Origin of the sequence: Pseudomonas sp. GR 6-02 (assembly GCF_001655615.1) — a bacterium.
Lineage (GTDB): Bacteria > Pseudomonadota > Gammaproteobacteria > Pseudomonadales > Pseudomonadaceae > Aquipseudomonas.
In genome coordinates, this window is sequence record NZ_CP011567.1 from 3082807 (window position 1) to 3109195 (window position 26389).

A 26389-nucleotide genomic window follows, 5' to 3' on the forward strand; every position below is an offset into this window, starting at 1 on the left:
GCCCCAAATAGTTTGCAACGCTTGCCCAAAGGGCGCTCGCAGGTATGCTGGTGTCCTGCCGAGGAGATAGTAATGGCCTACGATTTTGACCTATATGTGATTGGTGCCGGTTCTGGCGGTGTGCGGGCTGCGCGGTTCGCGGCCGGTTTTGGTGCGAAAGTCGCCGTGGCCGAGAGCCGTTACCTGGGCGGTACGTGCGTGAACGTCGGCTGTGTGCCGAAAAAACTGCTGGTCTACGGCGCGCACTTCGCCGAAGACTTCGAGCAATCGCAAGGTTTTGGCTGGACTCCGGGTGAAGCGACGTTCGACTGGGCGACGCTGATCGCCAACAAGGATCGCGAGATCAATCGCCTGAACGGCATTTATCGCAATCTGCTGGTCAACAGTGGTGTGACCTTGCATGAAGGTCACGCGAAAATCGTCGATCCGCATCAGGTTGAGATCAATGGCGAGCGTTACACCGCCAAAAACATCCTGATTGCCACCGGTGGTTGGCCGCAGATCCCGCAGATTCCGGGGCACGAGCATGCCATTAGCTCCAACCAGGCATTCTTCCTTAAAGAGCTGCCCAAGCGCGTTCTGGTGGTCGGTGGTGGTTACATTGCGGTGGAGTTTGCCGGGATTTTCCACGGGCTGGGCGCTGAGACCACGCTGCTGTATCGCGGTGATCTGTTCCTGCGTGGCTTCGACGGCGCAGTGCGCAAACATTTGCAGGAAGAGCTGACCAAGCGCGGCATGAACCTGCAATTCAATGCCGACATCGAACGTATCGACAAGCAGGCCGATGGCAGCCTGAAGGCGACGCTCAAGGATGGTCGTGAGCTGGAAGCGGATTGCGTGTTCTACGCCACCGGTCGGCGTCCGATGCTCGACAACCTGGGGCTGGAAAACACCGGGGTCAAACTCGACAAGAAAGGTTTTGTCGAGGTCGATGAACAGTATCAAACCGCTGAACCGTCGATCCTGGCCCTCGGTGATGTGATTGGTCGGGTACAACTCACGCCGGTTGCTCTGGCCGAAGGCATGGCCGTGGCGCGGCGCTTGTTCAAGCCTGAGCAATATCGCCCGGTGGATTACAAGATGATCCCGACCGCCGTGTTCAGCTTGCCGAACATCGGCACTGTCGGGCTGACTGAAGAAGAGGCGCGCGAGGCTGGGCACGATGTGGTCATCTTCGAAAGCCGTTTTCGGCCGATGAAGCTGACCCTGACCGAATGCCAGGAACGCACCTTGATGAAACTGGTGGTGGACGCCAAGACCGACAAGGTCCTGGGTTGCCACATGGTCGGCCCGGATGCCGGCGAGATCGTGCAAGGGTTGGCGATTGCCCTGAAAGCGGGCGCGACCAAGCGCGACTTCGACGAAACCATCGGTGTGCATCCGACAGCCGCCGAAGAGTTCGTCACCATGCGCACGCCAGTCGCGGGTTAATCGTTCTTCTGTGGCGCTGATGCGTCTGGCGCTGTCGCAACGACAGCGGCCAGGCGCACGCTTTCATCCAGGCTTGCCTGCAACTTGATCAGTTCAACTTCCAGCGCTTTGTTGATGTGCGACTGCTCGTCAATGTTCTGCTTGAGCGACTGGCTTTCCAGCAAGGCAATGCGCAAGCGTTCCTGGAGGAGGGTGCGTTCGCTGTCGATGCGGGTGACCTGTTCCAGTAACTGATCCTGTCGGCTGTTGGTGTGCTTGAGTTGCTCCTGCAACAGGCTCAGCTCCCGCAGCGTGCCACGGTTTTCGGTCAGCAGACGCTCATTGTCGCGATGCAGTTGGGTGATTTCATCCTGGCGTACCAGTGCGCTTTGCTGGGCCTGACGCAATTCCATCTGAATTTGTTGTACCTGGCCTTCGTGGCGTCGCTGTTCCTGCTCGCGCTGGTCTTTGACGGCATTGCGGTAGTGCTCCAGTGCTTCGCGGGCGTGCAGGTGTTTTTCTTCCAGTGAGCGGATCTGCTCGTCCTTGTCCTGCAAACGCAACTCGAAATCGGCCAGTGCCTGGTTCAGCCCGGCGTTGCGGGTTTGCTCGGATTGCAGCATCGAGCGGGTGTCGTGCAGTTCCGCCGATTCCTGGGTCAGCGCCAGGCTTTGAATTTCGTATTGCTGTTGCAATTCGGTATTGGCCTCGCGGGCCTCGTGCAGCTGGGTTTCCAGCTCTTTTCGTTGTTGCTCGAACTGCGCGCGTGCCTGGTCGATGGGTTCTTGCGCCTGTTCTTTCAGGCGTTGCGCCAGTCGCGCCACCAGCGCTGTCAGCTCATCATCGATCGGTTCGGAAGGTGCTGGCGCGGGTTCGGCGCCGTCATCGAGCTCTTTCAGATAGCGATGGATCGTGGTTTTCGAGCCGGTATTGCCCATTTCGATCCGCACTGCGTCGATGCTCGGGTGTTCGCCCCGGGCGAGGATTGCCGAGCGTGCCGCTTGCACCAGTGCCTTGTTTACGCCGCCACGTGCCATGTGTTCTCCTACGATTTGATACTGTGGTACGTACCACTAATATGAGCAATGTACCATGCCGTGAATAAAGTTAAAAACTTGTGATAACTAATGCGGGATATACTGGTATTACCCCGTGTGATGAGCTGTAGACCGGGTTTTCAATCGCTAACGCGGTACGTTTTCGAGCACTGAGCCCATGACCGATCTGGATCGCTACCTGCAAGCCGCTACCCGCGACAACACCCGTCGCAGCTATCGCGCGGCCATCGAGCACTTCGAAGTCAGCTGGGGCGGGTTCCTGCCGGCGACCAGCGATAGCGTTGCGCGGTACCTGGTTGCACATGCGGGCGTGCTGTCGATCAATACCTTGAAGTTGCGCTTGTCCGCGTTGGCGCAGTGGCACAACAGCCAGGGGTTCGCCGATCCGACCAAGGCACCGGTGGTGCGCAAAGTGTTCAAAGGTATTCGCGCGCTGCACCCGGCCCAGGAAAAACAGGCTGAACCCTTGCAGCTTCAACATCTGGAGCAAGTGATCGCCTGGCTGGAGCAGGAAGCACAATCCGCCAGGGCGCAGGGCGATCGCGCGGGATTGCTGAGAGCCAAGCGCGACACCGCACTGATCCTGCTGGGCTTCTGGCGTGGTTTTCGTAGTGATGAGTTGTGCCGCGTGCAGATCGAGCATGTACAAGCCAGCGCCGGTTCAGGCATTACCCTCTACTTGCCACGCAGCAAGGGCGATCGCGAGAACCTCGGCCAGACCTACCAGACACCCGCCTTGCAGCGCCTGTGCCCGGTACAGGCCTACATCGAATGGATTACCGAAGCCGCGTTGGTCCGTGGCCCCGTGTTTCGTGGCATCGATCGCTGGGGCCATTTGAGCGAGGAGGGCTTGCACGCCAACAGCGTGATCCCGTTGTTGCGCCAGGCACTGGAGCGCGCCGGCATTGCGGCCGAGCACTACACCAGTCACTCCCTGCGTCGCGGCTTCGCCACCTGGGCGCATCAGAGCGGTTGGGATTTGAAGTCGTTGATGAATTACGTGGGCTGGAAGGATGTGAAGTCAGCCATGCGCTATGTTGAAGCCAGCCCGTTTCTCGGGATGACCCGAATCGCTGAAAAGCCGTTGGCGCTGTAGATCACGTTTTCTTCTATTAATACGCTCGGCTAATAGCGAAAACAAATCAGCAGCATCAGGTTTGCCAATGAGCCAACCGGCGATCGGGTGGGTAGGATTCACCACATCAACTTCTTAACCCCTGACGGAGAGTCACCGATGCCTATCATCAACAGCCAAGTTAAACCGTTCAAAGCTACCGCCTACAAAAACGGCGACTTCGTACACGTGTCGGACGCTGACCTGAAAGGCAAGTGGTCTGTCGTTTTCTTCTACCCAGCTGACTTCACCTTTGTTTGCCCGACCGAACTGGAAGACCTGGCTGACAACTACGCCGAGTTCCAAAAACTGGGCGTCGAGATCTACAGCGTTTCCACCGATACCCACTTTGCCCACGCTGCCTGGCACAACACTTCGCCAGCCATCGGCAAAATCCGGTACACCATGATCGGCGACCCGACTCATGTCATCTCCCGCAACTTCGACGTGCTGATCGAAGAAGCTGGCCTGGCTGACCGTGGCACTTTCGTGATCAACCCTGAAGGCCAGATCAAAATCGTTGAACTCAATGATGGCGGTGTAGGTCGTGACGCTTCCGAGCTGCTGCGCAAAATCAAGGCCGCTCAATACGTCGCCGCTCACCCGGGCGAAGTGTGCCCAGCCAAGTGGAAAGAAGGCGAAGCCACTCTGGCTCCGTCCCTGGACCTGGTCGGCAAGATCTAAGTCTGTGACGCGCTTCATCAGGGCGGAGCTCCGCACCTACTAAGTAAGCTGCACCGCCCCATAAAACGCCCGGGCGAGATTCGCTCGGGCGTTTTTTTATGTCTGATTGCTCTCTATTCAAACAGCATCTAAGGAAATCGCCCGTATGTTGGACGCCAATCTTAAAGCCCAGTTGAAATCGTACCTGGAACGGGTCACTCAGCCGATCGAGATCGTTGCATCCCTCGACGACGGTGCGAAATCCCAGGAAATGCTCGCGTTACTCAAAGACGTTGCCAGTCTTTCCACCCAGATTACTTTGCTCGACAACGGTAACGATGCGCGTAAACCATCGTTCTCGATCAATCGCCCGGGAGCCGATATCAGCCTGCGTTTCGCCGGCATCCCGATGGGCCACGAATTCACATCCCTGGTGCTGGCCTTGCTGCAAGTCGGCGGCCACCCATCGAAAGCCAGTGCCGACGTTATCGAGCAGATCCGCTCGCTCAAAGGCGAGTTCAACTTCGAGACTTACTTCTCGCTGTCCTGCCAGAACTGCCCGGATGTGGTTCAGGCGCTGAACCTGATGGCCGTGCTGAACCCGAACATCCGCCACGTCGCCATCGACGGCGCGCTGTTTCAGGCCGAAGTTGACGAGCGCCAGATCATGGCCGTGCCAAGCGTTTACCTGAACGGCGTGAACTTCGGCCAGGGTCGCATGGGCCTGGAAGAAATCCTCGCCAAGATCGACACCAGCGGCATCGAGCGCCAGGCCGAGAAGATCAGCGCAAAGCAAGCCTTCGACGTACTGGTCGTCGGCGGTGGCCCGGCCGGTGCTTCAGCGGCAATTTACGCCGCTCGTAAAGGCATTCGCACCGGCGTGGCGGCTGAACGTTTTGGTGGCCAGGTGCTCGACACCATGGCCATCGAGAACTTCATCTCCGTGCAGGAAACCGAAGGGCCGAAACTGGCCGTGGCACTGGAAGAACACGTTAAGCAATACGACGTGGACATCATGAACCTGCAACGCGCCGACAAGCTGGTGCCGGGAAAAAACGGTGAATTGCACGAAATCCATTTCGCCAGCGGCGCGTCCTTGAAAGCCAAGACCGTAATCCTCGCCACCGGCGCGCGCTGGCGTGAAATGAACGTTCCGGGTGAGCAGCAATACCGCAACAAGGGCGTGGCGTACTGCCCGCACTGTGACGGTCCGCTGTTTAAAGGCAAGCGTGTGGCGGTGATCGGTGGCGGTAACTCCGGCGTCGAAGCAGCCATCGACCTGGCGGGGATCGTGTCCCACGTAACCCTGCTGGAGTTCGACGTGCAACTGCGCGCCGATGCGGTGTTGCAGCGCAAGTTGCACAGCCTGCCGAACGTTACCGTGATCACCAGTGCGCAAACCACTGAAGTGACCGGAGATGGCCAGAAGGTCAACGGCCTGCGCTACAAGGATCGTCAGTCTGACGAGCTGCGCACTGTTGAGCTGGAAGGGATTTTTGTGCAGATCGGTCTGCTGCCTAATACCGATTGGCTCAAAGGCACCATCGAGCTGTCACCGCGTGGCGAGATCATTGTCGATGCCCGTGGTGAGACGTCGATCCCCGGCGTGTTCGCGGCCGGCGACGTGACTACCGTGCCGTACAAGCAGATCGTGATTGCGGTGGGTGAGGGCGCCAAGGCTTCCCTGAGCGCATTCGATCACTTGATTCGCACCTCGGCGCCGGCATAAACGCCGAAGCTGAAAACACAAAACCCCATGAGCGATCATGGGGTTTTTTGTGGGTGGATCTTTTAATTTACAACGGTGCCGGCTGAATGATCTCGACCCAGTAACCATCCGGGTCCTTGATGAACGCCAGGCTCTTCATGCGACCGTCGTTCAGGCGTTTCTGGAAATCGCAGCCCAGCGCTTCAAAACGTTCGCACGCGGCGCGGACGTCCGGCACCGAAATGCAGATATGGCCGAAGCCGCGCGGGTCGGTGTTGCCGTTGTGGTAGGCGAAATCCGCGTCGTTCTCGGTGCCGTGGTTGTGGGTCAGTTCGAGAATGCCGGGGATCGATTTCATCCACTCGGTGCGAGCAGCGGCATCGGCCGGGATCTGGTTTTTATCGACCAGCGCCAGGAAGTACAGGCTGAACTCGGCTTCCGGGAAATCACGCTTTTCCACCAGCGAGAAACCCAGGACGCGGGTGTAGAAATCCAGGGACCGGGTGATGTCCTTGACCCGCAGCATGGTGTGGTTGAAGACGAACTTCTGGGTGGCGGTGTCAGGTTGGGCGGTCACACCAGGAAATGTATTGAGTTCGTGCAGGCTCATGGGCCCTCCGGAAATTCCAAGAATGCTCACAATGATACGCAAGGGGCCTGGCATCGCCAAACCAAAACCGCAGGCTTGCCTGCCGGGCGGGTGAAGCTCAGACTTCGCGGCTCAATCCGTGAGTGTTCATTACAATGATCCGACCCTGTCAATTGATGTTCGTCCTTATGTGTCTGCTTTCAGGTGTTACCCGTGCTGATGCAGAAGCTCCGGTCGTGATCTGGCCCAATGGATGGACAGTCGAGACCGTGCCGCAAGACGAGGCCAAACCTCAGGTTTCCCGCCAGCGCGCGGTAAAAAACGACCAGGACGGGACACCGGTAATGGTGATGGAGTTGACCATGACTCAAGTGGAAAGCGGTCATCAGGTGAATCTGGAAGGTGTGTTACTGGAAATGCGCAAGTCCGTGCAGAAGGACTTTTTTCAGGGCGGCTATCAGAGCGTCTGCAACAAAATTCATCCGACTGCCTTGAGCCGGTTATCGGCGCTGGAAACTACCTGCACCATTACCCAGAACGGTCGACATGTGTTGTCTCAAACATTGGTCGCCGCAGTCGACGGCGATAAAGCCTATGTTCTTTCCTACGCGGGGCAGGCTGAGGTTTATAAGGCAAGTCAGGGTGACATAGAGGCAGCTCGAAACAGCTTGAAACTTTAGTTTAAGGTTTCTGTACCCACGCTTTTGAGCATGGCCCGGATTTTTAGATAGCCAAACGGATTAAGCACAAAGTTAGTCAGGCTATAGCGAATTGATCGGCGACTATCGTCGCATTTTAGACGGCATCCATGAAAAAGCCCTGCATTGGCAGGGCTTTTTTATTACCGTGAGCGCTTAGGCGCGCAGCCAGGAGTCAACGGTGGCTGCACCGTATTGTTCCTTCCAGGCTTTCAGGCCGCGGTGGTTGCCGCCCTTGGTTTCAATCAGTTCACCCGTGTGCGGGTTCTGATAAACCTTGACCACGCGAGCGCGGCGGGTTTTAGGGGCGGTTGCCTGCTGCAGGCCGGATTTCGCCGGGTGCGGGTCGAGGATGGCGATGATGTCGCGCAAGCTCTTGCCGTAGGTTTTCATCAGCCCCTGGAGCTTTTCTTCGAATTCGATTTCTTTTTTGAGACCGGCATCGTTCTTCAAAGATTCCAACTGCTTGAGCTGTTCTTGAAGGGCCTTTTCAGCTGCACGGAATTCAGCGAGTCTGGACAATATCTTTACTCCAATAGTGTGTTTGGCTGAAACCAACCGCAAACAAAGCTATAAGCCAAGAGCCTTGAAGCGACTCGGTGATAATGGCACGCCTGCCGATTTTGCACAGGTATGAAAAATTGTAGTAGTTAATTGGCCAAGAGTAAATCCTGACTTTTTCTTCATGTAACAAGAGTAGTCTTTTGATTCAATTTGGCGCGCATCATCATGATTCCGGCGCTTAACGTGGTTAGTTAATGATCACTTAATGCTCTAATGAACTCTGCGCCGGGCATCGGCCGGCCGAACAGATAACCTTGCAGAAAGTTCACGCCATGGGCAGTCAGATAGTCACTTTGCTCCTCGGTTTCCACCCCTTCGGCGACGATGCCCAGATCGAGTTTGGCCGAGAGTTCGATGATGCTGTCCAGAATGTGCCGGGAGAGGGCGTCGACACCGATCATGGCGACAAAACTCTGGTCGATTTTCAGGAAGTCCACATTGAACTGACGCAAGTAACCGAGGCTTGAATGGCCGGTGCCAAAGTCGTCGATGGCGATCATCACGCCCAGCGCGCGAAGCCGTTCGAACAACTGCAGGGTGATGGCTGTCGGTTCGACCAGTTCGCGCTCGGTCAACTCCAGCACTAAATGGACACTGCCCGGTGCAAAAGCACTGAGGAATTCTCGGCAGTCTTCGACCAGCGCAAGATCCCGGCAATGACTGGCGGTGATGTTGATGCCAATGTGGAACGGCCCGTCGAACGATGCCGACAAGGGCGCCAGCAATGTGGCGGTCTGTTGCATCAGCGAGCGGGTCATCGGCACGATCAGACCGGAATGTTCGGCAAACGGGATAAACAGATCCGGACGCACCAGGCCTTCCCTGGGATGTTTCCAGTGCATCAATACTTCGGTGCCGGACCAGAGCTTATTGTCGCCATGCACCACGGGCTGAAAGTAAGGAATGAATTCTGCTGCCTCCAGCGCCCGCTGCATTTCACGGCTGGGCGACATCGAGCGCTTCTGCAGCACATGCCCGATCGAACCTGACACCACGCCGAAGAACATCAACAGACTGAACAGTGGCGGGTATTCACTACGCATGTAACGCCAGGTTTCTCCTTCGGGGAAACCTGCGGCCACCGTAAAGGCATAACGCGAGGACGTCAGCGTACTTTGTGCTACTGGCAAGGCGGGCAGGGCGTCCTCGTGAACTTTGCCGTCGGCAGACAACCAGTTGGGACCGACTTGTAGCAACAGTAATGTCTTGCGGCCGATCAGGCGCAATTCATTGCTCAGGTGATAACCGTTCAGCGTGGTCAATGCCCCTTTATTTCCTTCGCTGAGCCGGTACACCAACAGCGCGGTATTGGGCGTGACCGGGTTGCCGTTCATGAGCCATAACTGGCCTTGGGTGTAGTCGCCGGGATTAACCTTTTCCTGATATTCACCGAACAACGAACTGCAATAGAGGTTGTCGTCCCACACCAGGTTGGTCGAGCGCACGAAGGGCCGGCGCGTAACTTGTTCGCGCAAGGCCAGTTTGACGTCATTGCAGTTTTTGCCAGCCAGCGGCAGGAGCTCCTGCGCTGCTTGGGCGGTGTTGTCGAGCATCAGTTCGAACTGGCGAATGGATTCTTCGCCAGTCAGTTCAGTACTTTGCTTGAGGGTACGTTCAGCCTGCAGATAGAGAATGGCGACTCCCAGCAACACCGGGAGCAATCCGCTCAAAACAGTCACAGTGATTCGGGTGCCACGCTTGCGGCGACTTTTGACGTTCAGTGGCATTCGCAAATCCATCGCGATAAAAGAGGGCTCTCAAAGGTTGGCAGGTCGACATGCCTCCCAAAAGAGTTCAGCCATGATAGTTGGCTATCGGCCCTTATGCCGCTCAACCTTTAATCAATCTTGAGGCCAGTTTAATAAAGGCCAGCGTCGCGGGGGATGACTGACGCTGATCGAGCACCGCCAGACCGACTTGGCGGCTGATGGGGGGCGACAGCGGTTTTTTCACGTAGCGGTTGTCGTGGTCGTCAGGCAGTGAGCTTTCGGCGACGACAGTCAAGGCATCGCCACGGCCTACGACGTCCAATGTGCTGAGCAACTGCGAGCAGCGATAACGAATGTTCGGCGTCAATCGCGCCGTATTGAACAGGCGCGACACCAGCTCCGAAGACCCGGCTTCGGTCAGCACAAAAGGGTCGTGGCACAAGTCGTTCAGGCGCAAGCTGCCGCGACCGGCCAGTACATGGTCGGCAGGCAGCAGCGCGACCATCTGGTCCTCGATCAAGGCCACGGTGTCGAAACGCTCTTGGGGCAACACCACGAAGCCGATGTCGATACGCCGTTCTTCCAGCCACTGGATCACCTGGCGATCCGGCCCTTCATCGATATGAACCTCGATGCCCGGATGCGAGGCGCGGTAGTGCTGCAAGATCCTGGGCAACAGCTTGATCGATGAGGTCGGGCCGAACGAGCCTATACGCAGAGTTCCGGTTTTCATCCCGCGTGAATCGGCCGCCTCCTGGCGCAAAGTGTTGGCCAGCCCGAGCATTGCCCGAGCGCGCAGTAATAGCTGCTGGCCGATATCACTGAGCTCGACCTGGGACTGATGCCGACGCAACAGTTCGACGCCCAATTCCTGTTCCAGCGACTTGAGTGCGTGGGAGACCGCAGACTGGGAAATCTCCAAACGATGGGCGGCCGCCGTGAAACCGCGCAGTTCGGCCACCAGCGAGAAAATCTCGAGTTGAGTGAGGGTCATGAGCTTTTACTCATTTTACGATGATCGATCATTAGTCGAATGATACGCCACATGCCCGATTTCTGGTGGTGGAGACTTATGACTACGTGTGAACAGACCCTTGCGAACTCTTCGGATGTGCCGGTTTATCTGAAACTGGCGGCGGTCACCATGATCTGGGGCGGGACATTCGTCGCCGGGCGGTTTCTGGCCGACAGCCTCAGTCCGTTGTTCGCTGCGAGTCTGCGGTTCCTGCTGGCGAGCGTGGCGTTGCTGGTGTTCCTGCTGCTGGCGCGGGTGCCCTTGGTGCGACCCAGCCCCAGGCAATGGTTGCAATTGGCGCTGTTGGGATTCTTCGGGATTTTCTTCTACAACCTGTGCTTCTTTTACGGGCTGCATTACATCAACGCGTCTCGGGCATCATTGATCGTAGCGTTGAATCCAGCGGTGATCGGCCTGGCTTCTTGGCTGTTGTTCAAGGAGCGGCTGAGTCGGGCGAAAGTGGCTGGTATTGCGATCTGCATTGCTGGCGCCAGCCTGGTGATCGTCAGCCGCAATCCGCAGTTACTGGACGGCAATGCCGATGCCTGGATTGGCGACTTGTTGATCTTCGGCTGCGTGCTCGGCTGGGGCATTTATTCACTGTTCTCCAAAGGCCTGAATCAAACACTGGGGCCGGTGCAGACGGTGACGTACTCGATTTTGCTCGGCACGCTGATGCTCTGGGTGACCAGTGCCGTGCGGGGCGAGCTGAGCGTCGCGGCGCTCACCGGGCTCGGCGCGCAACAATGGTTGAGCCTGATGTACCTGGGCGTGCTGGGTTCGGCATTGGCCTACATTGGTTATTACGACGGCATTCGCAAAATCGGCGCGACGCGCTCGGGCGTGTTCATCGCCTTGAACCCGTTGACTGCTGTTCTTCTCGGCGCGTTGTTGCTGGGCGAACAGCTGACACTGGCGATGTGCCTGGGCGGCGGGCTGATCCTGGCGGGGATTTTCCTGTGCAACAAACCGCTTGCGCAGGCCACGAAAAAGGGGATTGTATAAGAAGGCGGACAAACTGATTTACGCTGTGTAGAATCCGGTTACGCATATAAGAATAATCGTCTTCTGGCAGCAGAAGCCTCGCCCGCAAGAGCCTTGGGTCGACAATGAAGATATTTGGGTTCCAATTGATCTACGGTGACTTCCTCGCCCGCAGCGTGAGGGGCATCTCCTGCGCGCCACCCGCCGGTCTCAGCATTGCTAGCAACTAACGATCCGTTAATTCTAAAAGCATGATGAGGCGCCAAAATGGCAGATTTATACGAAAACCCAATGGGCCTGATGGGCTTTGAGTTCATCGAATTCGCATCGCCGACCCCGAACACCCTGGAGCCGATCTTCGAGATCATGGGCTTCACCAAGGTCGCGACCCACCGCTCCAAAGACGTGCACCTGTATCGCCAGGGCTCGATCAACCTGATCCTCAACAACGAACCCCACAGCGTGGCCTCGTACTTCGCGGCCGAGCACGGCCCGTCGGTGTGCGGCATGGCGTTCCGGGTCAAGGATTCGCAAAAGGCCTACAAGCGTGCCCTGGAACTCGGCGCCCAGCCGATCCACATCGAAACCGGTCCGATGGAATTGCACCTGCCGGCGATCAAAGGCATCGGCGGCGCGCCGCTGTACCTGATCGACCGTTTCGGTGAAGGCAGCTCGATCTACGACATCGACTTCGTATTCATCGAAGGTGTGGACCGCAACCCGGTCGGCGCCGGTCTGAAAATCATCGACCACCTGACCCACAACGTGTATCGCGGTCGCATGGCCTACTGGGCCAACTTCTACGAGAAGCTGTTCAACTTCCGCGAAATCCGTTACTTCGACATCAAAGGCGAGTACACCGGCCTGACATCCAAGGCGATGACCGCGCCGGACGGCATGATCCGCATCCCGCTGAACGAAGAGTCGTCCAAAGGCGCCGGGCAGATCGAAGAGTTCCTGATGCAGTTCAACGGCGAGGGCATCCAGCACGTGGCGTTCCTCACCGATAACCTGATCGATACTTGGGACCGCCTGAAAAAAATCGGCATGCGCTTCATGACGCCGCCGCCGGACACCTACTACGAAATGCTCGAAGGCCGTTTGCCGAACCACGGCGAGCCGGTCGATCAACTGCAAGCACGGGGCATCTTGCTGGACGGTTCGTCCGAACCTGGCGACAAGCGCCTGCTGCTGCAGATTTTCTCGGAAACCCTGATGGGGCCGGTGTTCTTCGAGTTCATCCAGCGTAAAGGCGACGATGGTTTCGGCGAAGGCAACTTCAAGGCTCTGTTCGAATCCATCGAGCGCGATCAGGTTCGTCGCGGTGTGCTTTCCACTGATTAAGCCGTTCCTGATGTGAAAAAGCCCGGTCAGCAGCAATGCTGGCCGGGCTTTTTTTTGAATCATGCAATTACATTGGCCGGCGTCGTTGCCGGACCAGATGCTTGAACCCTTCAAACACCAACGCCGCCACCGCCAGCCAGATCGGAATGTAAGTCAGCCATTCGCCGGCCTTGATGCTTTCCCCCAACAGCAACGCAACGCCCAGCAACAGCACGGGCTCGACGTAACTCAACAACCCGAACAGGCTGAACGGCAGCAGCCGGCTGGCAATGATGTAGACCACCAGCGCCGAAGCGCTGATCACCCCGAGCAGGGGAATCAACAGCGACAGCCAGGGATGTTGATCGAACACGCCAAAACCTTGTTCACCGCCCTGCACGAACCAGAACGCCACCGGCAGCATCAACGCCATGTCCAGCCAGAGCCCGCCAAGGTTGTCCGTGGCCAGGCGTTTGCGCAGGATGAAATAGATCGGATAGCCGATCACCACCAGCAACGTCGCCCAGGAAAAACCGCCGACCTGATACAACTCGTTGAGCACGCCGAGGCTGGCGAAGAACACGGCTATTTTCTGCAGATAGGAAAGGCGCTCGCCATAGACGATTCGCCCGGTCAGGACCATGGACAGCGGCAACAGGAAGTACCCCAGCGACACGTCAAGGCTATAGCCGTTGAGTGGCGCCCACATGAACAACCAGAGTTGCAGGCCCAGCAGCACTGCCGAGCCGATCAGGGCGATGAGCAACTTCGGCTTGGCGGCCAGCCGCCGAAGAATCTCGAGCACACGTTTCCATTCGCCGGACACCACCATGAACACGGTCATGCATGGCGCGGTCAGCAACATCCGCCAACCGAAAATCTCCACGCCACTCAAGGGGGAGAGCAGTGAGGTGTAGTAATACATGACGGCAAACAGCATCGAGGCTGTGACCGATAGAGCGATACCTTTAGACAAACTGTCCTCGCGGGTTGAAGGTCAAACGGGGCGCGCAGGATACGTGGTTTTTGTGCTGAATATTGGCCAGGTGATCGATATTTTCAACATCGCGAGGGATGTTGAATCGCTATCGCGGGCAAGCCCGCTCCCACAAGTAACTTCGTCGAAGCATAGTCAGCAGATCGACACAGAACCTGTGAGAGCGAGCTTGCCCGCGATAAATCTCAAGCCGAACGCGGTTTGCGTCCCGGCACAAAATGGCTCACATCATTGAACCCCGGTGTCGACGCATGCCCCGGTGTCACCAGCGAATCGATAAAGGCTTCATCTTCCGCCGTGATTTTCACCGCTTGCGCCTTGATGTACCCATCCCACTGTTCTTCGGTGCGCGGGCCGACGATGGCCGAGGTGACGGCGCTGTTGTTCAGCACCCAAGCGATGGCGAACTCGACGATGCCCACGCCACGGTCCCGGGTGTATTGCTGGATCTGCTGGGCAATGCGCAAAGACTCAACCCGCCATTCGGTTTCCAGGATGCGTTTGTCCTGGCGACCGGCGCGGCTGTTGGCGTCCGGTGTCACATCCGGCGCGTACTTGCCGCTGAGCACACCGCGCGCCAGCGGACTGTAAGGCACCACGCCGAGGCCATAGTTTTGCGCGGCGGTGATCTGCTCGGTTTCCGCCTGACGGTTGACGATGTTGTACAGCGGCTGGCTGATCACCGGCCTGTCGACACCGAGTTTGTCGGCCAAACGAATCACTTCGGCGATGCGCCAGCCGCGATAGTTCGACAGGCCCCAGTAGCGGATCTTGCCCTGACGAATCAGATCGCCGATGGCCGACACCGTGACTTCCAGCGGCGTGTTGTGGTCTTCGCGGTGCAGGTAATAGATGTCCAGATAATCGGTGCCCAACCGCGTCAGGCTGGCGTCGATGCCATTGAACAGGTGCTTGCGGCTCAGGCCGGTACGGTTCGGCACACCGTCCACCGGACCGAAGCCGACCTTGGTGGCGAGCACCCATTCGTGGCGGTGGCTGGCGATCGCTTCGCCGACGATCTCTTCGGAGCGGCCGTTGGTGTACACGTCCGCGGTGTCGATGAAGTTGATGCCCTGGTCCCAGGCCTTGCCGATGATCCGCAGGGAATCTTCGGTGCTGGTCTGTTCGCCGAACATCATGGTGCCCAATGTGAGGGTCGACACCTGTAAACCCGAATGACCCAGCGTGCGATAGCTCATGACGAAATCCTTTTACCGGTCAGAAAGCCCTAATCAAATACCAGAACCGCTGCGCGGAGCAATCTGAATTATCGACGCAGTGCCTCACAACGCTCCTGCAAGAACGTTTGCAACACCTTGACCCGCTCCGACACCTGCACCCGATGCGGGCAGAGCAAATTGAATGGCACGCTTTCGCCTTGCCAGTCATCGAACAGCGTCACCAGCCGCCCGGCCTGCACATCGGCGGCGACGTCGAGCCAGGCCTTGTAGGCGATGCCATGCCCGGCCAACGCCCAGCGGCGGGCAACTTCGCCGTCGTCGCTGAGGTAGTCGCCGTGCACCTGAACCTCCATCACTTCATCGCCACGGCTGAAACGCCACTGGTTGTAGGGCCGGCCATCGCGCAGGTAGAGCAGGGCGCTGTGTTCGCTCAGTTCCGCCGGGGTTAACGGCACGCCGCACCGGGCCAGATACTCGGGGCTGGCGCAGGCCACGCGGCGATGCCGTGGCAGAATCGGCAGCGCCACCAACGTCGAGTCACTCGGCACACCGAAGCGCAGAGCCACATCTACCGTCTCGCGGAACAGATCGGCATGGCGATCGTTGAGCAGTAGCTGAAATTGAATGTGCGGATGCTCGCGTTTGAAGTCGTCGAGCCACGGTAACAGCACATTGCGCCCGAAGTCCGACGGCGCCGCCAATTGCAGTACACCACTCAAGCCTTGGGTCTGTTGCTTTAACGCCTGCTCACCTTCGGCCAGCGCGGCCAGTGCCAGGCGCACGCTATCCAGATAGCGCCGGCCTTCTTCGGTCAGGCGCATGCTTCGTGTGGAACGGGCCAGCAAGCGGATGCCGAGGCGGGTTTCCAGGCGTTTGAGGGCGATGCTGGCCGCCGCCGGGGTCAGCTCCAGGGCGCGGGCGGCGGCGGAAATGCTGCCGGAGTCGGCGGTGCGAACGAAAATCTCCAGGTCGAGAATCGAGCTCATTGGTAAAAATCCTTTAAAGATCCTTCTGATTTACCGGGATTTTTCTTCGATTGGCAACCGGAGAAGATTGAATCTCCCTAACCCGACCGGAGATCGGCTCATGACACAACTCAACGCTTGCTTGCACCATCAGACCGTCGTGGTGATCGGTGGCAGCAGTGGAATAGGCGCCGCCGTCGTCCGGGCCGCAGCCGAGCGTGAGGCCCGTGTGGTCGCGGTGAGTCGCCGCCAGCCAGCGGTCGACCATGATGCAAAGATTCGACACGAAGCGGCGGACGTCACTGATGAATCGTCGTTGCGACAGCTGTTCGAGCGTATCGGCCCTTTCGATCATCTGGTGATCACTGCCGGTCCGAGTGTGAGTGCCAAACCGTTGGCTGACAGCGATTTGCAGCACGCCCAACAGGCCTTCGATGTCAAATTCTGGGGCGCGCTGCGGGCGATCCAGGTCGCGCTGCCATACCTGAGCGCACGTGGCAGCATCACGCTGACCTCGGGTCTGTTGTCGCGCAAATTTGTCGCCGGGCAGTTCATCAAAACCACCTTGAATGCGGCGCTGGAAGCCTTGGGCAAGCAACTGGCCAAGGAACTGGCTCCGCGCCGGGTCAACGTTGTAAGCCCTGGCGTGACCGACACCGAGGCTTACGCCGGAATGGACGAAACGCAACGCGCCGCGATGTTTGCCCGTACCGCCGCCACATTGCCGGTGGGCCGGGTCGGCACCCCGCAAGATCTGGCGGCAGCGTTTATTCTGGCGATGGAAAACGACTTTATCAGCGGCACCGTCATCGACGTCGACGGAGGAGGGTTGCTATGAGTTGGCACTTTGATCATCTGGCCTTCAACACCCCCGACGGGCAACCGTTGCAGGAGGCCTTCGGTTCGTTGTTGGGATTGGCGCCGGGACGCCGCCCGCCATTCCCGTTCCCCGGACGCTGGTTGTATCAGGATGCGCAGGCGCTGGTGCATGTAATCGAACAGCCGACGTTCGATGAAACGGCGTTGAGCCACATTGCCTTTCGCACCGATGAGGACGCCGCCACGGTGTTGCAGCGGGTGCAGGCCAGTGGTTTGCCGTATCAGGTGGCGCAGGTGCCGGAAGACGGGATCTGGCAGATTTTCGTGCAGATGCCGGGAGGGTTGCTGATTGAGCTGGATGCCAAGGCGGGGAGTCTGGTGGGCGTTTAAGGACGATGTTTAAAAGACATTTCCAGATACTCACTAAGGCTACATATTCTTGCGCCGCTGCCTACGACTGCGCCAGAATCCGCCGGCTAGTGCATCTTTGGCCTGGGCTATATCGTTTCTCTGTCGCTGAAAAACAGCGATCGGGTTTGGTAGCCCGGGATTGTTGTTAGGTGCACAGCTCCACCTTTTTGCAGAGTTTCTCGTCTCTGTTTTATGGTGGCCATGCGCAGGGCGTCTTCGGACGCGCCGGTTTCCTAACGCCCGGTCTACCAACCTGAGCATGGCCGCCACCCATCGTTTGGTAGCGAGGGTGATGGCTCCTTCTGTCCTGTTAGGAGTTTCATCTATGTTCAAACCAACGCCAAATCCACCAGAAGTGGAGGACGTTTCCCCCTACGAAACCCCCGATTCCAAAAAACTCAACGAAGCCGCCGAGCGCGCCCTCGACCATTACCTCAAACCACCCACCCCCAAAGCCACCAAGCGCAAACCCAGCACCATTTACCATGTCGGTGAAAAGGTCGATAACGAAACCCTGCTGGTCAACGCCTGCGAATCCCTGGCGTCAGCGAGCATGATGCTCACTGAATTCGCCGGATTGATGGACATGCCCCATCGCAACATGATGCTGGGGATTCAATCGGTGGTCATGCTTGGGGAGCTGGCTGTCAACCGAGTGCTGGATAACCTCGATCCGCAAGGCTGACGAAAGTCTGTAGTGAGAGCACTCCTTGTGGCGAGGGAGCTTGTCGGATCGCCGCACCGTCCCGCTCGGCTGCGCAGCAGTCGCAAAGCCTGGGCATGCGGTATGTCTGAAAAACCGCGATCACCGGGATTGGGGGCGCTTCGCAACCCAGCGGGAGCAAGCTCCCTCGCCACAGAAGCAATTGCGAATGCATGGAATGAGAAACGGACCGGGAGGGCCGTTTTTGTTTTCACTGAACCTTAAACCCGCAACGTCCGGGTCATGCGCAACGCCAGCAAACTGCCGCACACAATCACACCCGCCAGCAGGTACAACGCCGCATCGGTGGACCCGGTGCTGTCCTTGACCCAACCCACCAGATACGGGCTAAGGAAACCCGCCATCTGCCCCATGGAGTTGATCAACGCCAAGCCACCGGCCGCCGCACCGGCGCTGAGCATCGCCGTCGGCACCGGCCAGAACATCGGCAAGCCGGTGAGGGCGCCCATGGTGGCGAGGGTCAGGCCGAGAATCGCAAGAGCTGGCGTGGTCGCGAAGTTCACCGCAATCAACAGCCCCACCGCACCCATCAGCATCGGCACCACCAGGTGCCAGCGACGTTCTTTGCGCAGGTCCGCCGAGCGGCCCACCATCAACATGAACACCGCCGCCAGCAGGTACGGAATCGCGCTCAACCAGCCAATCACCAGGTTGTCGCTGAAACCCAGGTTCTTGATGATCGACGGCAGCCAGAAGTTAATCGCGTAAACACCGCTCTGGATGCAGAAGTAGATCAATCCGAACGCCCAGATCGCCGGGTTCTTGAACACTGCCCGCAAGGAGTCGGTGGTGGTTTTCGGTTTGCTGGCCAGGTCTTCGGCGTGGTCGGCTTCAAGCACCGAACGCTCGTACGGGGTCAGCCACTTGGCGTTGGCGTAACTGTCGCTGAGCAGGAAGTAGGCGAGGGCGCCGAGAATCACGGTCGGGATGCCTTGCAGCAGGAACATCCACTGCCAGCCGGCCAAACCAGCCTGGCCCGCACCAAAGTGATTGAGAATCCAGCCGGAAAACGGGCTGCCCAGCAGGCCCGACACCGGGATTGCCGACATGAACAGCGCCATGATGCGGCCACGGCGGAACGTCGGGAACCACTGCGAAAGGTAAAGCACCACGCCCGGGAAGAACCCGGCTTCGGCGGCACCGGTGAACAGGCGCAGGGTGTAGAACTCGGTAGGTGTGGTGACGAACAGCAGGCAAGTCGAGAGCGCTCCCCACGTCATCATCATCAACGCGATCCAGCGTCGCGGGCCGAATTTGCTCAGCGCCAGGTTGCTCGGTACGCCGCACAGCACGTAGCCGATAAAGAAGATTCCGGCACCGAGGCCGTACACGGTTTCGCTGAATTTCAGCGCGTCGAGCATCTGCAGTTTGGCAAACCCGACGTTCACCCGGTCGAGGTAGTTGAACAGGTAGCAGATGAAGATGAAGGGGATCAAACGCAAGGTAATGCGTTTGTAGACGGCGTTCTTGTCGTCAGCGTTGGCCAGGGTAGCGGTGGCGCTCTGTGACATGGCGGGCTCTCTCTTTATTATGATTTTTTGCGACGCAAGGGTAACGTTGATCGCCCGGTGAGTCTCGGCCACCCCTTGGGTGGTTGTCTTTGTGCCTGAGCACAGGGTTTGCGACCCTGGCCTGTGCGGCTGAACAAGCCGCCCCATCACGCTTTCAAGGATCCCCGCTATGTTTGAACTCGATCACGACCTGGCCCAGGACATCGTCGACCGGGCGATGGCCATCCTGCCGTACAACGTCAATGTCATGGACAGTCAGGGGCTGATTCTTGGCAGCGGCGAGCCGGAGCGCATCAACACCCGTCACGAAGGCGCGCAACTGGTGCTGGCCAACGGGCGCGTGGTGGAGATCGACGCGCAAACGGCGATTCATCTCAAAGGCGTGCAGCCGGGCATTAATCTGCCGCTGTTGCTCGATCAGCGCTTGATCGGCGTGCTGGGCATTACTGGCGAACCGGAGCAATTGCGCACCTACGCCGAACTGGTGCGCATGACCGCCGAGATGCTGGTGGCCCAGCGCAATCAGCAGGCCGAGCAGCAATGGCGGCGCCAACGGTGCGACGATCTGCTGGCATTGCTGTTGAGCGAAGCAGGGGATTCGCCACGGTTGCTGGACGAAGCGCAGCAACTGGGGCTCAAGCCGCAGCTGACACGAGTGCCGTATCTGTTCGAGTTGGGCATCGAACACGGCCCGAGCCAGACCGTCGAAGCGCTCAGCGCCTGGCTGATGTCGCGCTACCCGGACAGTTGGTGCGTGAGCTCGGCCAAATCTTCGTTGCTCTGGTGCCGCCCGGCGACGCCTGCGGTCGAGAACGAACGATTGCTGGAAAAGCTCGATGGCCTGGGCTGGAACATTTTGCGCATCGCCGTGGGCGGGCAGGCCGACGGCTTGTCGGGGTTGCGTCGCTGCTATCGACGGGTCGGCGATTTGCTGGCCTACGGGCGCGATGTGTTGCCGCATTCGCGCTTGCTGATCCTGAACCGTTATCGGCTACCGGTGATGCTCTGGCGGCACCGCGACGACGATGCGCTGGATGAACTGCTGCGGCCGCTGCGTAAAGTCATCGCCAAGGACGGTAACGGGCAATTGCTGGCCACCCTGCGCAGTTGGTGCGAACACGACGGCCAGAGCCAGGCCTGCGCCGATGCCCTGGGCATCCACCGCAACAGTTTGCGTTATCGCATGGAGCGGATCGCCGAACTCAGCGGCGTCGACCCGCTGAAGCTCGACGGAATGCTCGCACTGTACCTTGGCGTCCAGCTCCTGCCACAAACCGAGCTGCCGACCACCGCTCCGTAGCAGCTGCCGAGCCTGCGAGGCTGCGTTCGGCGACGCAGTCGTCGTAAATTCTATAAATACGGCTTACCTGACACACCGCGCCGCATGATTTCACGACGGCTTCGCCGCCGAACGCAGCCTCGCAGGCTCGGCAGCTGCTACGACGACCAGTGCGGACAAGGGTTTTGTGGAAATGAACAATAATCCACATGGCCGCTTGTGCAGCGGACCGGCGTTATTGTTCAGGCCTGCTGGCAGCATGGACGCATTGGAACTGGAGAATTCGCATGAAAATCGTCATTGCCCCCGATTCGTTCAAGGATAGCCTGAGTGCCCAGGGTGTGGCCGAGGCCATTGCGCTGGGGTTGGCGCAGGTTTGGCCAGATGCACAATTGCTCAAGTGCCCGATGGCTGATGGTGGCGAAGGCACGGTCGAGTCGATTCTGGCCGCGTGCGACGGAGAACTGCGCCGCACCCGTGTTCGTGGGCCGTTGGGCGCCACGGTCGATGCCGCCTGGGGCTGGTTGCCGCAGAGCCACACCGCGATCATCGAAATGGCCGAGGCCAGTGGCCTGCAACGGGTGCCGCTTGACCTGCGCGATGCCTGTACCAGCAGCACCTTCGGCACCGGCGAATTGATCCGCGCTGCGCTCGATGCCGGGGCGCAACGAGTGATTCTGGCGATTGGTGGCAGTGCCACGAATGACGGCGGCGCCGGGGCGATGCAGGCCTTGGGGGTGAAACTGCTGGATACCCAGGGCCAAACCCTGGCGCCGGGTGGTCTGGCGCTGGCGCAACTGGCCCGTCTCGATTTGAGCGACATCGACCCGCGTCTGGCCGAGGTGCGTTTCGACATCGCCGCCGACGTCAATAATCCGCTGTGCGGCCCGCACGGTGCGTCAGCGATTTTCGGCCCGCAGAAAGGCGCGTCGCCCGAGCAAGTCCAGCAACTGGACCTCGCTCTCGGGCACTTTGCCGAGCTCTGCGCGCAAGCCCTGGACAAAGACGTACGCGATGAACCGGGCAGTGGCGCGGCGGGCGGTCTGGGGTTTGCCGCGAAGGCGTTTCTTGGCGCGCAATTCCAGGCCGGTGTGGAAGTGGTCGCCGAACTGGTGGGGCTGGCCGAGGCGGTCAACGGCGCCGACCTGGTGATCACCGGCGAAGGCCGTTTCGATGCCCAGACATTGCGCGGCAAAACCCCGTTTGGCGTGGCGCGCATTGCCCGGCAGCAGGGCGTGCCGGTCATCGTCATCGCCGGCACCTTGGGCGAGGGGTATCAGGCTCTGTACGAGCATGGCATCGATGCGGCTTTTGCATTGGCGAGTGGGCCGATGAGCCTGGAACAGGCCTGCGCCGAGGCGCCGCGATTGTTGCGTGAGCGCGCCAGTGATATCGCGCGGGTTTGGCGGGTGGCCGCCCGCAAGGCCTGACACTGTCTTCAGTAAAAAGAAATCTCTGTGGCGAGGGAGCTTGCTCCCGCTCGGTTGCGCAGCAGCCGTAAATTTTTTGGGGCCGCTACGCAGCCCAGCGGGAGCAAGCTCCCTCGCCACAAAGGCTACTGCGCAAAGCCGACCTCCGCGCAACATCTGTTTCACCGCTGAAACACTCTGCCGCCCTTGAAAAATATTTCTCCAGACCCCTGCAAAAATCCTAAACCCCGGCCGATACAGCCAATAGGCGTACACAAACCAATTACAACAGTGGCGCCAAACTGAAAGGTGCGCGCCATCGCCCGCCCGCCAGTGATCATGGCAAGGATGCTCGCCGCCTCAATTACCGAGATCATCCTATGTCACTGCGTAATCTGAAAATCGCGCCTCGAGCTTTCCTCGGTTTCGCTTTCATCGCCTTGCTGGTCATCGTGCTGGGTGTGTTTGCGGCGAATCGCATGTCGATCATCCGACAGGCCTCTGTGGATATGGAAAGCAATCAGCTACCCAGCGTCGGCTTCCTGGGTGTCATGACCGAAAACGTGCTGCGTCTGCGAATTCTCTCGTTCCGGGTTCTGGTGAACCGTGAGCCCGCGAGCCTGCAAGAAGCAGAAACCCGGATCGGGGTACTGGTGGACAAGGTCAAGCAGGCACAGGCTGCTTATGGGGCATTGCCGGCCGGCGATGAGGAAGCGGCGTTATTCAAGACATTCTCGGCCACGCTGGACAAATACCTGCAAGCGGTGCGCGAGATGATGGAGCTTTCGCGGCAGAACAAACTGGATGAAATGCTCAACCTGATCAACACCCGGATCAAGGATGGAACCGATCAGATGGGCGAGCAGTTGAACAAGTTGATTGCCATCAACAAGGCTGGCGCGACTGCGGCCGACGCCCAGGCCAAAGAGCAGTTTGCCTTTGCCACCAATGGCATCATCGTGGTCTCGGCGGTCGCTGCCCTGATGACCGTGCTGCTGGCCTGGCTGTTGACCCGCAGTATCGTCACGCCGCTGAACCGTGCGGTGCTTGCGGCCGAAACCATTGCCAGCGGCAACCTGAGCAAGGTCATCGAAGTCGATGGCAACGACGAACCGGCGCGTTTACTCGGCGCCTTGGCCACCATGCAGACGAACCTGCGCAAGACCATCGAACAGATCGCCGGCTCCGCGACGCAACTGGGCGCCGCCGCCGAAGAACTCAGCACCGTGACCCAAGAAGCGTCCCGTGGCCTGCAACAACAGAACAACGAAATTGAACAGGCCGCCACCGCCGTCAACGAAATGACTGCCGCCGTGGAAGAAGTGGCACGCAACGCGGTATCGACGTCCGAAGCCTCGAACCAGTCGACCCAGGCCGCCCGTGAAGGTCGTGACCGGGTGGTGGAAACCGTCGACGCGATCCAGACCATGACCCACGACGTGCAAAACACTGCATTGATGATCGAGGGGCTGGCCACTCAGGGCCGAGACATTGGCAAAGTGCTGGACGTGATCCGCGCCATCGCCGAACAGACCAACCTGCTGGCCCTCAACGCCGCCATCGAAGCGGCCCGTGCCGGGGAAGCCGGGCGTGGCTTTGCGGTGGTTGCGGACGAGGTCCGGGCGCTGGCCCATCGCACTGCGCAATCGACCCAGGAAATCGAGAAAATGGTGGCCGGTATTCAGAACGGCACCGGTGAAGCGGTGTCGTCGATGCAGCAAAGCAATCAGCGCACCCAAAGCACCCTGGAAATGGCCCGTGCAGCAGGTGTCGCCCTGGAACAGATCACTTCATCGATTCAGCTGATCAATGAACGCAACCTGGTGATCGCCAGCGCCTCGGAAGAACAGGCCCAGGTGTCCCGTGAAGTCGACCGCAACCTGGTGAACATCCGCGACCTGGCCACCCAGTCGGCCGCCGGTGCCAACCAGACCAGCGCCGCCACCCATGAACTGTCACGACTGGCGGTAGATTTGAATGCAATGGTGGCGCGTTTCGTGATTTGAGATAGGGTTGAAACTGGAACTCGCGCGTTAGGAGAAGTACATGCGCTATTCAGCCTTGACCCAACGAATCGACGGTGATGGAGCGGCAGCCTGGAAGATTCACGATCGAGCGCTGGAATTGCGCGAGCAGGGCGTCGACGTGCTGCTGCTGTCGGTCGGCGACCCGGACTTCGATACGCCGCTGCCGGTCGTCCACGCGGCCATCGACAGCCTGCTGGCCGGCGACACCCATTACTCGGATGTGCGCGGCACCCGTACATTGCGCAGCAGCATCGCCAGCCGTCACCAGCAGCGCTGCGGCCAAGAGGTGGACGCCGACCATGTGATCGTGCTGCCCGGCGCTCAATGCGCGGTGTATTCGGTTGCCCAGTGCCTGCTCGACCCGGGTGACGAAGTGATCATCGCCGAACCCATGTACGTCACTTATGAAGGCGTGTTCGGCGCCTGCGGGGCGAGCGTGGTGCCGGTGGCGGTGCGTCCGGAGAACGGCTTTCGGGTCGAGCCGGCGGATGTCGCGGCGCTGATCACCGCTAAAACCCGGGTCATTCTGCTCAACAGTCCGAACAATCCCTCCGGTGCCAGCCTTTCCTTGAAAAGCTGGCAGGAACTGGCGGCGCTGTGTGTGCAACATGACCTCTGGCTGATCAGCGATGAGGTCTATAGCGACTTGTTGTATGAGGGCGAGCACATCAGCCCGGCCAGCCTGCCGGGCATGGCCGAGCGCACCGCGACCCTCAACAGTTTGTCCAAATCCCATGCCATGACTGGCTGGCGGGTAGGCTGGATGATCGGCCCGAAACCACTGGCCGATCATGTGATGCATCTGTCGTTGTGCATGCTGTTCGGCATTCCGGATTTCGTTCAGAAAGCCGCGCAAGCGGCACTCGATAAGGATTTGCCGGAAGTGGCGCTGATGCGTGAGGAGTATCGCCAGCGACGCGATCTGGTGTGCGCGAGGTTGAGCGGTTGCCCCGGTATCCGGCCGATCAAGCCCGATGGCGGGATGTTTGTGATGCTCGATGTGCGCCAGACCGGGCTCGGCGCCCAGGATTTTGCCGAGCGGCTGCTGGAAGGTTATGGCGTGTCGGTGCTGGCCGGCGAAGCCTTCGGGCCGAGTGCGGCGGGGCACATACGCATCGGGCTGGTGGTGGACCAGCTGAAGCTGGCGGAAGCGTGTCGGCGAATTGCGTCCTGTGCGGCGGATTTGCTGCAGATGCGACGGGCCTGATCGTTCCCACGCGGAGCGTGAGAACGATCAGTTCCTTACCCCTTCCACGCTCCGGCATTCACCAGATTCACTGGCCGCTCACCCGCCAACGCCGCCAACAAATTTTCGACCGCACAAGTCGCCATAGCCTCCCGTGTCTCATGGGTCGCCGAGCCGATATGCGGCGTCGCCACCACATTGTTCAACTGCAACAGCGGCGAGTCATGGCGCAACGGTTCGCGCTCGAACACATCCAGCCCGGCAGCGCGAATCCGGTTCTGCTGCAACGCTTCGATCAACGCCGCTTCATCCACCACTTTGCCCCGGGAAATGTTGATGAAGATGCTTTGCGGGCGCATCAAGGCAAACTCCCGGGCGCCGATCAGCTTTTCGGTTTCGGCGGTCAGCGGCAAGGTCAGGCAAATGAAGTCGGCCTGCTGCAACAACTCGGTCAGGCTGCGGTATTGCGCATTGAAGCGCTGCTCCACCGCCGGTTTCGGCGAATGGCTGTGATACACAACCGGCATGCCGAAACCGAAATGCCCACGCTGCGCCAACGCCTCGCCAATCCGCCCCATGCCGATGATGCCCAGCGTCTTGCCATGCACATCGCTGCCGAAATGCGCCGGGCCAATGTTGCGGTTCCACTGGCCGGCGCGAACCATGTTCGCCAGTTCCACCACGCGTCGGGCGGTGGCCAGGATCAGCGCGAAACCGGTGTCGGCGGTGGTCTCGGTCAACACATCGGGGGTGTTGCTGAGCAGGATCCGCCGTTCGGTCAGGTAGTCGATGTCGTAGTTGTCGACGCCGACGGACACACTGGCAATCGCTTCCAGGTTCGGTGCCAGGTCAAGCAACCCGGCATCGAGTTTCAGACTGGCGCCAAGCAACCCTTGGGCGCGGGGCAGGGCCTGCCGCAGCTTGGCCAGGCCTTCGGCGTCGAGGCTGTCGATCAGTGTCACCTCGGTCTGCTCGTGCAAGCGAGCCATCAGCAGCGGCGAGAGTTTCTTGTACAGCACAACCTGCTTTTTCATATCAACATCCA

General features: G+C 59.3%; 24 protein-coding genes. 14 read left to right on the forward strand and 10 right to left on the reverse strand.

Translation table 11 applies throughout. From position 1 onward, the window contains the following. The first annotated feature begins 72 nt into the window (after nt 1-72). Complete coding sequence (gorA, locus tag PGR6_RS13705) at nt 73-1431, forward strand: glutathione-disulfide reductase (protein ID WP_018929070.1); 1359 nt, start codon at nt 73-75, stop codon at nt 1429-1431. On the opposite strand, the gene PGR6_RS13710 is transcribed toward gorA, so the two are convergent. Continuing rightward, the gene (locus PGR6_RS13710) at nt 1428-2447 is read right to left on the reverse strand and encodes a DNA-binding protein (protein WP_064617699.1); all 1020 of its coding nucleotides are present in this window, start codon (nt 2445-2447) and stop codon (nt 1428-1430) included. The genes gorA and PGR6_RS13710 overlap by 4 nt on opposite strands. A gap of 178 nt (nt 2448-2625) precedes the next feature. Here PGR6_RS13710 and PGR6_RS13715 point away from each other — a divergent pair, with 178 nt between their 5' ends. The 3 genes from PGR6_RS13715 (at nt 2626) to ahpF (ending at nt 5974) form a co-directional block, all read left to right on the forward strand. Continuing rightward, the gene (locus PGR6_RS13715; protein ID WP_018929072.1) at nt 2626-3564 is read left to right on the forward strand and encodes a site-specific integrase; all 939 of its coding nucleotides are present in this window, start codon (nt 2626-2628) and stop codon (nt 3562-3564) included. Nucleotides 3565-3702: 138 nt separating this feature from the next. Beyond that, the gene (gene ahpC / locus PGR6_RS13720; protein ID WP_018929073.1) at nt 3703-4266 is read left to right on the forward strand and encodes an alkyl hydroperoxide reductase subunit C; all 564 of its coding nucleotides are present in this window, start codon (nt 3703-3705) and stop codon (nt 4264-4266) included. A gap of 145 nt (nt 4267-4411) precedes the next feature. After that, nucleotides 4412-5974 (forward strand): alkyl hydroperoxide reductase subunit F, encoded by a 1563-nt coding sequence (ahpF, locus tag PGR6_RS13725; RefSeq protein WP_064617701.1) that lies wholly within the window; start codon nt 4412-4414, stop codon nt 5972-5974. 67 nt (nt 5975-6041) lie between these two features. On the opposite strand, the gene gloA is transcribed toward ahpF, so the two are convergent. Beyond that, nucleotides 6042-6563, reverse strand: a complete 522-nt coding sequence (gloA, locus tag PGR6_RS13730; protein ID WP_018929075.1) for a lactoylglutathione lyase — start codon at nt 6561-6563, stop codon at nt 6042-6044. Nucleotides 6564-6697: 134 nt separating this feature from the next. Between gloA and PGR6_RS13735 the strand changes: the two genes are divergently transcribed. Continuing rightward, a complete protein-coding gene (locus PGR6_RS13735) occupies nt 6698-7222 on the forward strand; it encodes a DUF4946 domain-containing protein (RefSeq protein WP_064617703.1) in 525 nt (174 codons plus the stop codon). Between the two features lie 174 nt (nt 7223-7396). On the opposite strand, the gene PGR6_RS13740 is transcribed toward PGR6_RS13735, so the two are convergent. The 3 genes from PGR6_RS13740 to PGR6_RS13750 form a co-directional block, all read right to left on the reverse strand. Then, the gene (locus PGR6_RS13740; protein ID WP_007935661.1) at nt 7397-7762 is read right to left on the reverse strand and encodes a histone-like nucleoid-structuring protein, MvaT/MvaU family; all 366 of its coding nucleotides are present in this window, start codon (nt 7760-7762) and stop codon (nt 7397-7399) included. Nucleotides 7763-7995: 233 nt separating this feature from the next. Beyond that, the gene (locus tag PGR6_RS13745; RefSeq protein WP_064617705.1) at nt 7996-9531 is read right to left on the reverse strand and encodes an EAL domain-containing protein; all 1536 of its coding nucleotides are present in this window, start codon (nt 9529-9531) and stop codon (nt 7996-7998) included. A 103-nt stretch (nt 9532-9634) separates the two neighbouring features. Continuing rightward, nucleotides 9635-10507, reverse strand: coding sequence for a LysR family transcriptional regulator (locus PGR6_RS13750; RefSeq protein WP_064617707.1), 873 nt, complete (start codon nt 10505-10507; stop codon nt 9635-9637). 78 nt (nt 10508-10585) lie between these two features. Between PGR6_RS13750 and PGR6_RS13755 the strand changes: the two genes are divergently transcribed. Then, complete coding sequence (locus PGR6_RS13755; protein WP_064617709.1) at nt 10586-11533, forward strand: DMT family transporter; 948 nt, start codon at nt 10586-10588, stop codon at nt 11531-11533. Nucleotides 11534-11779: 246 nt separating this feature from the next. Continuing rightward, a complete protein-coding gene (gene hppD / locus PGR6_RS13760) occupies nt 11780-12856 on the forward strand; it encodes a 4-hydroxyphenylpyruvate dioxygenase (protein WP_007935668.1) in 1077 nt (358 codons plus the stop codon). A 67-nt stretch (nt 12857-12923) separates the two neighbouring features. Here the strand turns inward: hppD and rarD are convergent, their stop codons facing one another. From rarD to PGR6_RS13775, 3 genes are all read right to left on the reverse strand, one after another. Next, entirely contained in the window at nt 12924-13811 is an 888-nt protein-coding gene (rarD, locus tag PGR6_RS13765; protein WP_064617711.1) for an EamA family transporter RarD, read from the reverse strand. 206 nt (nt 13812-14017) lie between these two features. Then, a complete protein-coding gene (locus PGR6_RS13770; RefSeq protein WP_064617713.1) occupies nt 14018-15031 on the reverse strand; it encodes an aldo/keto reductase in 1014 nt (337 codons plus the stop codon). A 68-nt stretch (nt 15032-15099) separates the two neighbouring features. Next, nucleotides 15100-15999, reverse strand: coding sequence for a LysR family transcriptional regulator (locus tag PGR6_RS13775; RefSeq protein WP_064617715.1), 900 nt, complete (start codon nt 15997-15999; stop codon nt 15100-15102). A gap of 100 nt (nt 16000-16099) precedes the next feature. Between PGR6_RS13775 and PGR6_RS13780 the strand changes: the two genes are divergently transcribed. From PGR6_RS13780 to PGR6_RS13790, 3 genes are all read left to right on the forward strand, one after another. Continuing rightward, the gene (locus PGR6_RS13780; RefSeq protein ID WP_064617717.1) at nt 16100-16816 is read left to right on the forward strand and encodes an SDR family oxidoreductase; all 717 of its coding nucleotides are present in this window, start codon (nt 16100-16102) and stop codon (nt 16814-16816) included. Next, nucleotides 16813-17187 (forward strand): hypothetical protein, encoded by a 375-nt coding sequence (locus tag PGR6_RS13785; RefSeq protein ID WP_064617719.1) that lies wholly within the window; start codon nt 16813-16815, stop codon nt 17185-17187. Before PGR6_RS13780 ends, PGR6_RS13785 begins: the two co-directional genes overlap by 4 nt. A gap of 346 nt (nt 17188-17533) precedes the next feature. Beyond that, nucleotides 17534-17893 carry a DUF6124 family protein gene (locus PGR6_RS13790; RefSeq protein ID WP_064617722.1) on the forward strand — a complete coding sequence of 120 codons (360 nt, stop codon included), beginning with the start codon at nt 17534-17536 and terminating at the stop codon, nt 17891-17893. A 239-nt stretch (nt 17894-18132) separates the two neighbouring features. Here PGR6_RS13790 and PGR6_RS13795 read toward each other — a convergent pair whose 3' ends face one another. Further along, nucleotides 18133-19443, reverse strand: coding sequence for an MFS transporter (locus tag PGR6_RS13795; RefSeq protein WP_018929087.1), 1311 nt, complete (start codon nt 19441-19443; stop codon nt 18133-18135). A gap of 169 nt (nt 19444-19612) precedes the next feature. On the opposite strand from PGR6_RS13795, the gene PGR6_RS13800 reads away from it, so the two are divergent. From PGR6_RS13800 to PGR6_RS13820, 4 genes are all read left to right on the forward strand, one after another. Then, nucleotides 19613-20743: a sugar diacid recognition domain-containing protein gene (locus tag PGR6_RS13800; protein ID WP_064617724.1), complete on the forward strand. Its 1131-nt coding sequence runs from the start codon at nt 19613-19615 to the stop codon at nt 20741-20743. A gap of 266 nt (nt 20744-21009) precedes the next feature. After that, nucleotides 21010-22152 carry a glycerate kinase gene (locus tag PGR6_RS13805; RefSeq protein WP_064617726.1) on the forward strand — a complete coding sequence of 381 codons (1143 nt, stop codon included), beginning with the start codon at nt 21010-21012 and terminating at the stop codon, nt 22150-22152. 359 nt (nt 22153-22511) lie between these two features. Next, on the forward strand, nt 22512-24137 hold the full coding sequence (locus tag PGR6_RS13815; RefSeq protein ID WP_064617729.1) for a methyl-accepting chemotaxis protein: 1626 nt from the start codon (nt 22512-22514) through the stop codon (nt 24135-24137). Between the two features lie 40 nt (nt 24138-24177). Continuing rightward, nucleotides 24178-25365 carry a pyridoxal phosphate-dependent aminotransferase gene (locus PGR6_RS13820; protein WP_064617730.1) on the forward strand — a complete coding sequence of 396 codons (1188 nt, stop codon included), beginning with the start codon at nt 24178-24180 and terminating at the stop codon, nt 25363-25365. A 35-nt stretch (nt 25366-25400) separates the two neighbouring features. Here PGR6_RS13820 and PGR6_RS13825 read toward each other — a convergent pair whose 3' ends face one another. Beyond that, the gene (locus PGR6_RS13825; RefSeq protein WP_064617732.1) at nt 25401-26378 is read right to left on the reverse strand and encodes a 2-hydroxyacid dehydrogenase; all 978 of its coding nucleotides are present in this window, start codon (nt 26376-26378) and stop codon (nt 25401-25403) included. Between the last annotated feature and the right edge of the window lie 11 nt (nt 26379-26389).